Here is a 12704-nt window from a genome sequence, read left to right on the forward strand (position 1 = left end):
GGAGCCGTATGGTGGGAGACGAGACGACTGGCAGCCTGACCCCTGAGAGCTGGATCATGGCCGGCTTCCGCGCACTTGCGGCGGGGGGGCCGGCAGCGATCAAGGTGGAGGCCCTGGCGCGCGAAATCGGCGCGACAAAGGGATCGTTCTACTGGCATTTCAAGGATGCGGCGGCGCTCAAGGGCGCCATGCTCGCGGCCTGGAAGCAGGCGGCAACCGAAGAAGTGATCGCGGCGACGGCGCAGCAGGACGATGCGGAAAGCCGCCTGATGGCGCTGATGGCCATGGCTGCAGCCGAGCCAGGTCCGCAATGGGCTGGGCGTCTGGCGGAGCCGGCCATCCGGGATTGGGCGCGTTATGAGCCTGCCGTGAAGGCGTTCGTGGAGACGATCGACCGGCAGCGCGAAGCCTATGTGGCGCAGCTGTTCCAGGAACTTGGGGCCGATGAGGCGCGGGCCAGAACCCTCGGCGCCCTGCTCTATGCCGCTTATGTGGGGCGCTCGCACATGGACCGCCTGGCAGGAGAAGCCGGCGCTGAACTCGCCGACTTCGCAGGGGCACTGATCAAGTCAGTGCAAGCTGGCCTCAGCCCGCAGACTGGGCAGCTTCCTTGAACTCGCGATAGGCGGTGGCGGCGTGCGAGGCGTACATGACCGAGGGGCCGGCGCCCATGTAGATGGCCATCCCGAGGGTTTCCATGACTTCCTCGTCGGTGGCACCCTGCGCGACGGCGGCCTTGGCGTGGAAGGCGATGCAGTCGTCGCAGCGGATGGCGACGCCGATGGCCAGGGCAATGAGTTCCTTGGTCTTGGTGTCGAGCGCCTTGGTGGCCAGAGCCGACGCCGCCATGGACGAGAAGGCCTTCATGACGTCAGGAGCACCGGCACGGACGTCCTTCAGCTCACCGGAAATGTATCTGGCGGTTTCGGCCCATTCCTTGATCATCTACATATCTCCTTATATTAGTATGTTCTTATATTTTAGACGCAGAGCTGCAGCTTGTCCACCCGTAGATTCACGGGGCCACAGGCCCCTGTGGAAAGGGTTGGTTGGCGATACCGCCGCCGAGCGAACGAGAGACTGGTGGGCAACACGCCCTGCCGGAGAGGAGGCGGGCAAGCAGGGTTTGGAGGCAGACGCTGCGTGCGGGGCAATCGCTGGAGAGGGCGTGTGGCGAACCTGTCATTTCCACCTAGGGGAATTGGTCCTTCAGCCAAGCAGGTTGCGCGTTCCACCTCCGTTTGTACCTAGTTTCCCAGATCAAGCGAGGAACTCGCGCCTGTGCGGCATGCACTCATGAAGCAAGTTCAAATCAATCATTGAAGACCGCTGTCATAAGTTCAAGGACTAGCAACGTCCGGGAGGCGACCGTCCTGCCTCAGCCATCGGGAATCAACTATTGCTCAGTGAACCCTTACATTCGTGCAAGTTGCAGGTGTCTTTGCATCTTAAATGACCTCTCCGCCGGAAATTGATGCAATGTAAACATGCTAATTCTTTCAGGCATTAATCGCCCATTAAGTTCAGGGCGGGCAATTGTGGTGATGTCGAAACTGAAGGAATCGTCATGACCGTCGGCACCAGCGTCGCTACCAGGGCTGGAAAAGGCTTGGTAAATTTCTCTATCCGGGCAAAAGTGACGTCCTTGTCGGTCGTCTGGTTGGTTGGCCTGGCTGCAGCCTCTGTCGTCTCGACGCAAGCCATTCGGTCGATAACAAATCTGGACGCCGTCACCAGCAAGGTCTCGGACCTGTCGCTCCGCGCGGAGTCCTCGCAGAGCCTGGCCAACAAGCTCAAGGCCACCGAGTGGGTCTACATGATCAAGCCGACCGCTGACGGAGAAGGTCAGGTCAGGGCGCTGATCAGCTCGCTTGGCAGCGAAGTCGACGGACTGATGGCACAAGCCAACGACCTTGGCGTCGCCGCGGAACAGGCGAGCAAGCTGAAAGGCATCGTGGAGACTGTCGACAAGGAGTTCGGCAAGCTCGCAGACCTGCAGAAGCAGATCGGCCTTGCTGCGGACCAGGGAGCCATCGGCACCATGGAAGCGGCCTTCCAGGCGTTCCGCACCAACTTCAACAAGGTGTCCAAGAGCGGGCAGAACCCGGACACCGTGCGCGCGGCGCAAGCGCTGGCACAGATCAATCAGGCGCGCGCCGAGTTCATGCTGAAGACCGACGACGTGAGCCGTGGCGCCTTCAGCGCCGGTGTCGGTCGCTTCCAGCGGGAACTGGCGAAGGCTGCAAATGTACCCGAAGACGTCAAGGCTTCGCTGCTCAAGGATCTCGACGCCTATGCGCAGGCCTTTGCCGCCTATGACACGCTGAAGACGGCCTGGCTGCCGGTGGCCGATCAGGCGACGCTTGCCTTCGACCTGGCCGAGCCGCTGACATCGCAGATCCGCGAGCAGGCCAAGAGCCTCCGCGACAGCACGAAGGAAGAAGCCAAGGCAGGTGCCGGGCGCGAGGGACTGATCGCGCTGCTGACATGCTTGCTGACCGCCCTGCTGGGCGTCGGGCTGAGCTGGCGCATCGGTCGCTCGATCACCCTGCCGCTCAACCGCATCCGCAGCACCATGGAAGCGCTGTCGCGCGGCCAGACGGCGGTGGTCAGCGACACCGATCGCGGGGACGAGATCGGCGCCATGGCGCGGACACTGACCATCTTCCAGGACAACGAGATGGAGAAGGCGCGGCTCGAAGGCGCACAGCGTGACGATATCGAGCAGCGGATGAGCCGCCAGCGGGCATTCGAAGAGGCGGTGGCCGATTTCCGCCGGCAGGTGACGCAGCTGACCGGCACGGTGTCCAGCACGATGCACGAGATGTCGACCACGGCGTCGGACCTGCTCGACGCGACCGAGTTGAGCCGCAGCCAGGCGGAAGGCGCTTCATACGCCTCCACCGGCGCGTCGGACAAGGTTGCGGTGGTGTCGGGCGCCTCGGAAGAGCTGGCGCATTCGATCGCCGAGATCGCCGGCCATGTCCAGCATACGACCCATGTGATTTCGGAAGCGACCGAGGGCGCCCGTCGGACCAACGACCAGGTGGCGGCGCTGGCGGAAGCAGCAAGCCGCGTCGGCCAGGTGGTGACCATGATCCGCGCCATCGCCGAACAGACCAATCTTCTGGCCCTCAACGCCACCATCGAGGCGGCGCGTGCGGGTGAAGCGGGCCGCGGCTTTGCCGTGGTGGCCGCCGAAGTGAAGGGCTTGTCGGACCAGACCTCGCGCGCCACCGAGCAGATTGCCGCGCAGATCACCGAAATGCAGAACTCGACGGCCGATGCCGTCGCCTCGATCGGCGCGATCGCGCAGACGATGGAACAGGTGAACAAGGCGACGCTCGGCATTGCCTCGGCGGTTGAGGAACAGGAAGCCTCGACCTCGGAGATCAGCCGCAGCGTGTCGGAGGCGGCCACGAACACCTCGATCGTGTCGCAGAACATGTCGCAGGTGGTGGAAACCGTGCTGAGCACCTCGCGCTCGGCGCAGCGGATGGAGCAGGCTTCTTCGGAAGTGATCCACCAGACCCGCGAGCTCGAGCAGGCGATCGAGGCCTTCCTGCGCCGCGTGGCGGCCTGATCCCAACCAGCAATTTGAACACGCAAGGCCGGTAAATCCCACGGGGTTTGCCGGCCTTGTCGTTTTCGGGTTCAGGCCTTCATGAGGTCCTTGATCGGAACCGTCTCGATGTCCTGGCGCGTGACCTTGCGCCCCATCTCGAGAAGCTTCTTGGCGCCGGCATAGGCGACGGGGAAGTTCAGGGCGTCGACCGCGATCATGACGCCGGCGCGGAAATACCAGACCGCATGGCTTCCCTCACGCGGTCCGGCCTGCTGCAGCACCTCGTCATAGCCCTGGAACAGGCCCGCGCTCTGCAGCTTGGCGTCGAACTGGTCGGACCAGAACCAGGGGACGGGCGCATAGGGGGCGCCCTGCCCCATGACATGGGCGGCTGCGGCCTCGGCCTGGTCGATGGCGTTCTGCACGGACTCGAGACGCAGGCGGCGATCACCAAGCGGGAAGGACGCGCAGTCGCCGAAGGCATAGATGTCGGGATCGGAGGTCTGGGCAAAGGCGTTGACGGCGATGCCGTTGTCGACGGCAAGGCCGGCGTCGCGCGCCAGCTCGTCACCGGGGAAGACGCCGATGCCGAGCACGACGAGGTCGGCGGGGATGAGCCGTCCGTCGGAGAGCTGGACGCCGGTGAGCTTACCGTCATGGCCGTGCAGGCGGACCGGATAGGTCTTCTCCAGCACCGCGACACCGCGGGAGACATGCAGCGCGCGAACGAGTGCGGCGGTTTCCGGCGCCGCAACGCGGCTCAGGATGTTGGCCGATCGATGCAGGACCGTCACCTCGAGGCCGGCCATGCGGGCAACGGCTGCCGCTTCCAGGCCGACATAGCCGCCGCCGATGGCAACGAGGCGACGGCCGGGGCGGAACTCGCCCATCAGCGCATCGGCATCCGCCTTGGAGCGCATGGGATAGACACCGGCGAGATCGCCGCCCTCACTGGCCGGCCAGGGGCGCGGTGCGGAGCCGGTGGCGAGCGCCAGCGTCGCATAGGGCAACAGCGTGCCGTCGGAGAGCTTGAGCTGGCGATCAAGGCGGTCGACGGCGAGCACGCGGGTGCCGGTACGGACGGTCACGGCGTTCGCTTCGTACCAGCTCTCCGGGCGCAGCAGCAGGCGGTCGAAGGTCATCTCGCCGGTGAGGTATTTCTTGGAGAGCGGTGGCCGCTGGTAGGGCAGCACCGGCTCATCACCGACAAGGGTGATCGGTCGCGCGCAGCCGAGCGCCCGCAGTCTGGCTGCAAAGGCAACAGCGGCCTGCCCTGCCCCGACGACGACGATGCTTTCGCTTTCCGGCATGCTCTCACTCCACATTGGTCGCCCTGAGGTAAAGCCTCGGAACGGCCGGTGCAACACCAGTCGTTCCGATGGCTCGCGATCAGGTGGTGATCCGTCGGGCCAGGGTGACGATGACCTCAAGGGCGGTTTCCATGTCGGCGCGCGTCATGTCGAAGGAGCCAGCCTGGAAGCGAAGCGCGATGGCCCCGTTGACGCGGGTCTGGGTCAGATAGATGCGCCCGTCGTCGTTGATCGCTTGCAGGAGCGTCAGATTGTGGGCGTTGACGTCCGCGTCGGCTCGGTGACGGAAGGAGAACAGGGACAGCACCGGCTGGGTCACCAGCTCAAAGTCCGGCTCGGCGGCGAGCCGGGCGGCGAGTTCCTGCGCCCAGGCCACATGGTTGCGGATGATGGTGCGCAGACCGTCGAGACCGTGGTGACGCAGCAGGAACCAGAGCTTCAGAGCGCGGAACTTGCGACCGAGAGGCACCGACCATTCGGAGTAGTTGATGAGGCCGTCATGGCCGTGGGTCTTCAAGTATTCGGGGTGGATGGCCAGAGTGCGCACCTGATCGGCGGGCGTCTTCAGGAACTGGACGGAACAGTCGAATTGCGCACCGAGCCATTTGTGCGGGTTGAAGACGATGCTGTCCGCCTTGTCGATGCCCTCCCAGAGGCCGCGGAACTCGTGGCAGATCATGGCCGATCCGGCCCAGGCGGCGTCCACGTGCAGCGTCAGGCCATGGGCGTGGGCGACATCGGCGACGGCGCCGATGGGATCGCAGGCCCCGACGGAGGTGCCGCCGACACAGGCGATCACGCCAGCGGGGATCAAGCCGGCGGCCCGGTCGGTTCGGATGGCGGCGTCGAGCGCAGAAGGATCCATGCCCTTCAGCGAGCCTTGGGTGGGAATGCGCACCAGATTGGACGCCCCGATGCCGGCGATCCAGAGGGCGCGATCGATGGAGGTGTGCACTTCGGCCGTGGCGTAGATGCGCACGGCCGCATGGGCGGCGAGGCCGTCTGTGTTGCCTCTCCAGGACAGGGCCCGCTCGCGCATGGTCAGTACGGCGGCCAGAGTGGCGGTGGACGCGCTATCGTGGATGACGCCGGCGAAATCCGGAATCAGACCGAGGGCCTGTCGCAGCCAGTCAACGACGCGCGTCTCCATTTCGGTGGCGGCCGGCGATGTCTGCCACAACATGCATTGGGCGGCGATGGCGGTGACGAGATAGTCCGCGATCACCGATACGGGCGCGGCATTGGCGGGGAAGTAGGCGAAGAAGCGCGGATGCTGCCAATGGGTGAGACCGGGCGGGACGATGCGCTCGAAATCGGCGAAGATCGTCTCCATGCTCTCGCCCTGCTCCGGCGGCGCGTCGGCCAGCTGGCGAAAGATGTCGCCGGGCTGGGTCTGGGCGCGGACCGGTTGATCGCGCAGATTGGCGCGGTAGTCAGCGCCCCAGTCGGCAACCTTGTGCGACCAGAGCCGGAAATCTTCGCTATCCATGGGAATGCCTCCATCCCTCCTCAAGGTGAGTCCCTGTCGATCCTATCCGATCGAGAGGCGAAAGAGGGAAGTTGGCGACGGGAAAGTTGGCGCTACAATATTGAAACGCCTTGCCAAGGTTGAAACTCATGCCGGAGGAATACACATTCAATAATTACAATGAAAACAATTTATTATCTAAAATCTATATGATGCGCTCTACGCATGATGCGAAAGGCTGAATGCCCATTGTTTCTATGCCATAAACAGTCTGTGCAGCTACTCCCGTCTTCCCCGGCGCAGCGAAGGCAATTAGCAATGTACGTTTGACAATGAGTTCTGGATGATCCGGATGAGCAAGGCAGTTGTTACTTATCTTTTCGACCCTCTCTGTGGCTGGTGCTACGGTGCAGCGCCGACAATCGCCCGATTGGCAGAGAGCGGGGTCGACCTGGAGGTCTTGCCGACCGGTCTCTTCTCGGGGCGCGGCGCGCGACCGTTCGATCGGTCGTTCACCAGCCATGTATGGGCGGCGGATTCGCGGATCGCCCAGATGAGCGGGCAGATCTTCAGCGAAGCCTATCGCGAGAATGTTCTCGGCGTATCCGGCGGCTGGCTGAATTCGGAGGCGGCGACCCTCGGCGTGGTCGCGGCCGGTCTCAACGATCCGATGCAACGGCTCGCAGCTCTCAAGGTGCTGCAGGAAGGCCGATATGTGCACGGACGGGACAATGTCACCGCCAAGGGCGTGGCCTCGATCCTGGAAGATGCCGGATACATGGAAGCCGCGGCCCTGGTGCGGGCGCCGACGCAGGCCGTTCTCGATGCGCGCGATGAGATCGTCGGGCAAGGCGAAGCGCTGTTCAACAAGCTGCACGGTAATGGCGTTCCGGCGCTTGCGGTGACGCGCAACGGCGTGCCGCAGCTCCTTTCGGCCAATGCGCTGTTCGGTGGCTTCGAACGCCTGCTGAGCGCCATTGGCGCCGCCGCCTGAGATCCTTTCAAGAGCGAATGCGACCGACTGATGCCATGAAAAAAGGCGCCCCTTCCGGAGCGCCTTTTTCTTTTCATCCCAACGAAGGGGCTGCGGTCATTCGCCAGCGATGGCGTATTGCACCGGCTCCTTGCCGTCGCGTTCCTTCTTGAGGTTCTCGGCGACGAGGAAGGCGAGCTCAAGGGCCTGATCGGCATTGAGACGCGGGTCACAGTGGGTGTGATAGCGATCCGACAGCTGCTCGCCCGAGATGGCAACGGCGCCGCCGGTGCATTCGGTAACGTCGCGGCCGGTCATTTCCACATGGATGCCACCCGCATGGGTGCCTTCGGCGCGGTGCACCTCGAAGAAGGCTTCCACTTCCTTGAGGATGCGGTCGAAGGGCCGGGTCTTGTAGCTGTTGAGCGTGATGGTGTTGCCATGCATCGGGTCGCAAGACCAGACGACGGAACGCCCTTCCCGCTTCACCGCACGCACGAGAGCCGGCAGGTGGTCGCCCACCTTGTCGGCGCCGAAGCGGGCGATGAGGGTGAGACGGCCGGGCTCGTTGGTCGGGTTCAGCGTGTCAATCAGGCGGATCAGTTCGTCCGGAGCAAGGCTCGGGCCGCACTTGAGGCCGATCGGGTTCTTGACGCCACGGCAGAACTCGATGTGCGCATGGTCGGGCTGGCGGGTGCGATCGCCGATCCAGATCATGTGGCCGGAGGTGGCGTACCAGTCGCCCGACGTGGAGTCGACGCGGGTCAGCGCCTGCTCGTAGCCGAGCAGAAGGGCCTCATGGCTGGTGTAGAAATCGGTGGTGCGCATGTCCGGCACGCTGTCCGGCGAGATGCCGCAGGCGCGCATGAAGGCCAGCGCTTCCGAGATACGATCGGCCAGCATCTGATAGCGGCTGCCCTGGGGCGAGCCATTGACGAAGCCGAGCATCCACTGATGCACGTTGTCGAGATTGGCATAGCCGCCCTGAGCGAAGGCGCGCAGCAGGTTGAGGGTCGCCGCCGACTGGCGATAGGCCATCTCCTGGCGCTTCGGATCGGGGATGCGGGCCTCGGCAGTGAACTCGGTGCCGTTGACGATGTCGCCACGGTAAGCCGGCAGTTCGATGCCGTTGATGGTCTCGGTCGGCTTGGAACGCGGCTTGGCGAACTGGCCGGCAATGCGGCCGACCTTCACCACGGGCTGAGCCGCGGCATAGGTGAGCACGACCGCCATCTGCAGGAAGACGCGGAAAAAGTCGCGAATGTTGTCAGCGCCATGCTCGGCAAAGCTCTCGGCGCAATCGCCGCCCTGCAGCAGGAAGGCTTCGCCAGCAGCGACCTTGGCCAGCTGCTTCTTGAGCTTGCGGGCTTCGCCGGCAAACACCAGCGGCGGATAGGTGGCGAGACGGCCTTCGACAGCGGCGAGCTCCGCCATATCGGGATAGTCGGGGACCTGCTGGATCGGCAGGGCCCGCCAGGAATCTGGCTTCCAGGGGGTAGGCATGACGCGACTCTTCTTGCTTTTCAGAAACAGGACGATGCGGCCACAAGGACCGGTCGCCTGGCTCCAGCCTCCAAAACTCGGGGGTTATACATAATGCTTCGCCAAGGCGCCACCTACAATCGGACTAGGTGGCGGCTTTTCGGCGAAAACAGGCCGCTCAGATCAACGCTAAACGCCGCAGCTCCTGGCGCATGCCCTCGGGAATGTCATTGCCATGCTCGGCACGACGAATGTCGGGCGGAGCATCCTTGGCATCGAGATAGCGCCAGCCCTGGAAGGCGCGACGCGGCTGGTATTCCGTGCGGTGCAGCACAGGCTCGAGCACGATGTCGCACCGCTCGATGCCGTCGGCGCCCTTCACGGGACGCAGGTCCATAATGCGCTGACGAGCCTGAACGACGCCCTTGATCACCCAGTAGAGCGAGCCGCCGTTGAGGATCTCGTCGACCCGTTTGGGAAACATGCGCGTGGTATGAGCCGGCTGGTAGGGCACGCCTTGGCTGGCGTGCGCCAGCTCCTCCTCGCGGAACCAGCGATCCAGTTCCTCGAAGGTTTCAACGCCGACACAGAGCTTGATGATATGCAGGGCCATGGGGTGATCCGCAGTTGTTCCCGGGCTGTTAATCTCTCGTTAACATATTGGAAGAAAAGAGAAATTTGCAACAGCACAAAGATCGGCAGACAGGATTTCGACAGGTAGATGTTCTAAGGTGAGATCGGCAGAGAAAGTGCCTGCCAACGCGCCAGGAGGCCAACTTGAATATTTCTTCCATCAGCTCGTCGTCAATGTCGGCGGTTCGCCCGACCCAGTCCGCCAGTGAGGCGACCGAAGGTTCGGGCCCGGACAAGGACGGCGACTCGGACGACGTCGGCGCTGCCGCCTCGTCTTCGGCCAAGGCTCCCGCCCCGCAGGGCATGGGTCAGCTGCTCGACATGACGGCCTGACCGCCGCGTCAACACACGATTTCATCGCGCGCATCCATTCGCCCCTGGATGCGCGCGATTGCTTTTTGGGGCCTTGCGCTATTGCGCCGGCACCAGATCCTCGGCCTTCTGGCCACGATCGATGATGCCGAGATCGTCATCGGCCTTGACGCGTGCCAGACGCTCTTCCGCCTCGGCGGCCTCGCGTTGGCGGTTCCACATAGTGGCGTAGAGACCGCCGCGGGCGATCAGGTCCGAATGCGAGCCGCGCTCGGCAATCTGCCCCTTTTCCAGCACGATGATCTCGTCGGCATTGACGACCGTGGACAGGCGGTGCGCGATTACCAGTGTGGTGCGGCCCTCGGCGACGCGATCAAGCTCGGCCTGGATCTCGCGCTCGGTGTTGGTGTCGAGGGCGGAGGTGGCCTCGTCGAGGATCAGGATCGGCGGGGCCTTCAGAATGGTGCGGGCAATGGCGACGCGCTGCTTCTCACCGCCGGAGAGCTTGAGGCCACGTTCCCCGACCTGCGTCTCGAAGCCCTGCGGCAAAGTCTCGATGAAGTGACCGATGCGCGCCTGCCGGGCGGCTTCCCGAACCTCCTCGGTGGAGGCGGAGGGGCGACCATAGCGGATGTTGTAGAAGATGGTGTCGTTGAACAGCACGGTATCCTGCGGCACCATGCCGATGGCAGCGCGCAGGGACTCCTGCGTCACCTCGCGCACATCCTGCCCATCGACCAGCACCCGGCCGCCGGTGACGTCGTAGAAGCGGTACATCAGGCGCGACAGGGTGGACTTGCCGGCGCCGGACGGGCCGACGATAGCGACCGTCTTGCCGGCGGGAATGTCGAAGGACACGCCCTTGAGGATCTGACGATCCGGATCATAGGCGAAGTGCACATCCTCGAAGCGAACGGCGCCGCCGGTGACGGCGATCTCCTTGGCGTCCGGCGCGTCGACGATCTCGGCGGGCTGGTCGAGGAGGTCGAACATCTGTTCGAGATCGGCGATGCCCTGACGGATTTCGCGGTAGATCATGCCGATGAAGTTTAGCGGGATCGACAGCTGGATCAGGAGCGCGTTGATGAGCACGAAGTCGCCGAGCGTGCGCGTCCCGGCCGTCACATCATGGGCAGCCATGGCCATGCAGATGGACATGCCCACCGTGAAGATCAGGGCCTGCCCCATGTTCAGCCAGGCGAGCGAGGTGCCGGTTTCGGTGGCGGCCTTCTCGTAGCGGGCCATGGCGGCATCATAGCGCTCGGCTTCCATCCGCTCGTTGCCGAAATACTTGACCGTCTCGAAGTTCAAGAGGCTGTCGATGGCCTTGGTGGAGGCGTCGGTATCGCTTTCGTTCATGCGGCGGCGGATCGAGATGCGCCGGTCTGAGTAGCGCACCGAGAACCAGATGTAGAGCCAGATTGTGACGGAGATTACCGCGAGATACAGCAGGCCGAAGTTGAAGGCGATGACGGCGGCGGAGAGGACGAACTCCAGCAGCGTGGGCAGACCGCTCAGGATGGTGAAGCGGACGATGTTCTCGATGCCCTTGACGCCACGGTCGATGACGCGGCTGAGGCCGCCGGTGCGGCGCTGCAGGTGAAAGCGCAGGGACAGGGCGTGCATGTGCACGAAGGTGCGATGAGCCAGACGGCGCACGGCATGCTGGGCGACCGAGGCGAACAGGGCGTCGCGCAGATTGTTGAAGCCATTGAGCAGCAGACGGCCGATGCCATAGACGACCACAAGGAACACCGGCCAGGACATCAGCAGCGTCGTAGTGGTCTGACCGCCGGCGCCCTTGGTCAGCGCGTCGGTGGACCAGGCGAACAGGTAGGGCACGAGCACCGTGATCACCTTGGCGAACACCAGCGACACCAGCGCCAGAATCACCTGCAGCTTCAGGTCCGATCGGCCAGCCGGCCACATGTAGGGCCACAGTTGCGCGATGGTGGACATCAGAGTGGCGTCGGCGTCCAGGCGTTTGGACGCGGCCGGCTTCTTGGCCTCGGACATGAGCGTTTCCAGACGTTCTTATCGAGTGGCCGCAGCACGGACACGCCACTCAGTTCTGCAAAGGAAAACCGCCCGGCGACCTATCGGTGCCGGGCGGTCAGGAATTAATCGCTATGGGACGGCCCCGCAAGCTTCATCGCGGGCAATCCTTCGTGAACGCCAGTTTCACTGGCCAACGGGCTGCCAGGACGCGTCTCCCTTGGGGATGACGAAGACCTGGCCCGGATAGATCAGGTCCGGGTCGCGGATCTGGTCAGTGTTGGCCTGATAGATGGTCGAATAGCGGATGCCGTGACCATAGAGACGCTTGGCAATCATCCAGAGATTGTCACCCTTGCGGATGATCAGCGTCTTGGGCTGGGCGGCATCGGCTTCGCCGGTGGTGCCGGAGCCAGCCTGGGCCGTACCGGAACCGGAGGCATCGGTCGGCGCCGGAACAGCGGCGTCAGCATAGTCGAAGGGCACTTCCGAACGGGCGAGCACCTTGCCATCGACGTCGATCTCGTCGGCGCGGACGAGATGCTTGCCGGGCTGCAGGACGATTTCGCCTTCATAGAGCCAGCGGCCCTTGTCCACCTTGGCGTCGCCGACAACCTTGTCGTCGATGTAGAGGCGGACGGTGCCATTGGCATCGCCCGAACCGGCGGCGTAGAGCTTCTTGCCGTTCTCATATTCGACGGCGTCGATCTTCACCGTGCCGGTTGCCGTAGCGGCGGGCGTAGCAGGCGTAGCGGTGGCAGGCGCGGCAGCAGCCGGAGCGGCTTCTACCGCGGGAGCGGCAGTAGCCGGAGCCGCCGGCGTCGTTGCGGCGGGAGCCGCAGCAGCGGGAGTTGCCGGCGTGGCGGCAGCTGCGGGCTGAGCCGGGGTCGTCGCCGGCTGGGCGGGAGCCGCCGGCTGGGCCGGGGTGGCAGCGGCAGGCTGGGCCGGAGCCGCGGCGTCAGCAGC

At 64.2% G+C, this 12704-nt stretch carries 11 protein-coding genes; 4 read left to right on the plus strand and 7 right to left on the minus strand.

The genetic code is table 11. The annotated features are described in order from the left end of the window. Window positions 1–11: 11 nt before the first annotated feature. Window positions 12–614, plus strand: coding sequence for a TetR/AcrR family transcriptional regulator (locus L2I41_RS19310; protein ID WP_237155219.1), 603 nt, complete (start codon window positions 12–14; stop codon window positions 612–614). Here L2I41_RS19310 and L2I41_RS19315 read toward each other — a convergent pair. After that, on the minus strand, window positions 586–945 hold the full coding sequence (locus L2I41_RS19315; RefSeq protein WP_237155220.1) for a carboxymuconolactone decarboxylase family protein: 360 nt from the start codon (window positions 943–945) through the stop codon (window positions 586–588). The two genes, L2I41_RS19310 and L2I41_RS19315, sit on opposite strands and share 29 nt — an antisense overlap. A gap of 691 nt (window positions 946–1636) precedes the next feature. Here L2I41_RS19315 and L2I41_RS19320 point away from each other — a divergent pair. After that, the gene (locus L2I41_RS19320) at window positions 1637–3583 is read left to right on the plus strand and encodes a methyl-accepting chemotaxis protein (RefSeq protein ID WP_237155221.1); all 1947 of its coding nucleotides are present in this window, start codon (window positions 1637–1639) and stop codon (window positions 3581–3583) included. Window positions 3584–3654: 71 nt separating this feature from the next. On the opposite strand, the gene L2I41_RS19325 is transcribed toward L2I41_RS19320, so the two are convergent. Both L2I41_RS19325 and L2I41_RS19330 read right to left on the minus strand, forming a co-directional pair. After that, window positions 3655–4875 (minus strand): NAD(P)/FAD-dependent oxidoreductase, encoded by a 1221-nt coding sequence (locus L2I41_RS19325; RefSeq protein WP_237155222.1) that lies wholly within the window; start codon window positions 4873–4875, stop codon window positions 3655–3657. A gap of 79 nt (window positions 4876–4954) precedes the next feature. Next, the gene (locus L2I41_RS19330; protein WP_237155223.1) at window positions 4955–6364 is read right to left on the minus strand and encodes a pyridoxal phosphate-dependent decarboxylase family protein; all 1410 of its coding nucleotides are present in this window, start codon (window positions 6362–6364) and stop codon (window positions 4955–4957) included. Window positions 6365–6896: 532 nt separating this feature from the next. On the opposite strand from L2I41_RS19330, the gene L2I41_RS19335 reads away from it, so the two are divergent. Further along, window positions 6897–7337: a hypothetical protein gene (locus L2I41_RS19335; protein ID WP_237155224.1), complete on the plus strand. Its 441-nt coding sequence runs from the start codon at window positions 6897–6899 to the stop codon at window positions 7335–7337. A 96-nt stretch (window positions 7338–7433) separates the two neighbouring features. Here the strand turns inward: L2I41_RS19335 and L2I41_RS19340 are convergent, their stop codons facing one another. Both L2I41_RS19340 and L2I41_RS19345 read right to left on the minus strand, forming a co-directional pair. Then, on the minus strand, window positions 7434–8819 hold the full coding sequence (locus tag L2I41_RS19340) for a class II 3-deoxy-7-phosphoheptulonate synthase (protein WP_237155225.1): 1386 nt from the start codon (window positions 8817–8819) through the stop codon (window positions 7434–7436). Window positions 8820–8976: 157 nt separating this feature from the next. Next, window positions 8977–9411 (minus strand): DUF1489 family protein, encoded by a 435-nt coding sequence (locus tag L2I41_RS19345; protein WP_237155226.1) that lies wholly within the window; start codon window positions 9409–9411, stop codon window positions 8977–8979. A 164-nt stretch (window positions 9412–9575) separates the two neighbouring features. On the opposite strand from L2I41_RS19345, the gene L2I41_RS19350 reads away from it, so the two are divergent. After that, a complete protein-coding gene (locus tag L2I41_RS19350) occupies window positions 9576–9764 on the plus strand; it encodes a hypothetical protein (protein ID WP_237155227.1) in 189 nt (62 codons plus the stop codon). Window positions 9765–9842: 78 nt separating this feature from the next. On the opposite strand, the gene L2I41_RS19355 is transcribed toward L2I41_RS19350, so the two are convergent. Both L2I41_RS19355 and L2I41_RS19360 read right to left on the minus strand, forming a co-directional pair. Further along, window positions 9843–11759 carry an ABCB family ABC transporter ATP-binding protein/permease gene (locus tag L2I41_RS19355; protein WP_237155228.1) on the minus strand — a complete coding sequence of 639 codons (1917 nt, stop codon included), beginning with the start codon at window positions 11757–11759 and terminating at the stop codon, window positions 9843–9845. A 165-nt stretch (window positions 11760–11924) separates the two neighbouring features. Beyond that, window positions 11925–12704 (minus strand): LysM peptidoglycan-binding domain-containing protein (locus tag L2I41_RS19360; RefSeq protein WP_237155229.1); only part of this gene is annotated, 780 nt, incomplete at its 5' end.

Origin of the sequence: Oryzibacter oryziterrae (assembly GCF_021864535.1) — a bacterium.
In the GTDB taxonomy this organism is placed as follows: Bacteria; Pseudomonadota; Alphaproteobacteria; order Rhizobiales; family Pleomorphomonadaceae; genus Pleomorphomonas; species Pleomorphomonas oryziterrae.

Excerpts from the sequence above, each read along its gene's own strand:
- L2I41_RS19315 (WP_237155220.1), bottom strand. The coding sequence starts at position 945 with ATGATCAAGGAATGGGCCGAAACCGCCAGATACATTTCCGGTGAGCTG.
- L2I41_RS19325 (WP_237155222.1), bottom strand. The coding sequence starts at position 4,875 with ATGCCGGAAAGCGAAAGCATCGTCGTCGTCGGGGCAGGGCAGGCCGCT.
- L2I41_RS19330 (WP_237155223.1), bottom strand. The coding sequence starts at position 6,364 with ATGGATAGCGAAGATTTCCGGCTCTGGTCGCACAAGGTTGCCGACTGG.
- L2I41_RS19335 (WP_237155224.1), top strand. The coding sequence starts at position 6,897 with ATGAGCGGGCAGATCTTCAGCGAAGCCTATCGCGAGAATGTTCTCGGC.
- L2I41_RS19340 (WP_237155225.1), bottom strand. The coding sequence starts at position 8,819 with ATGCCTACCCCCTGGAAGCCAGATTCCTGGCGGGCCCTGCCGATCCAG.
- L2I41_RS19345 (WP_237155226.1), bottom strand. The coding sequence starts at position 9,411 with ATGGCCCTGCATATCATCAAGCTCTGTGTCGGCGTTGAAACCTTCGAG.
- L2I41_RS19355 (WP_237155228.1), bottom strand. The coding sequence starts at position 11,759 with ATGTCCGAGGCCAAGAAGCCGGCCGCGTCCAAACGCCTGGACGCCGAC.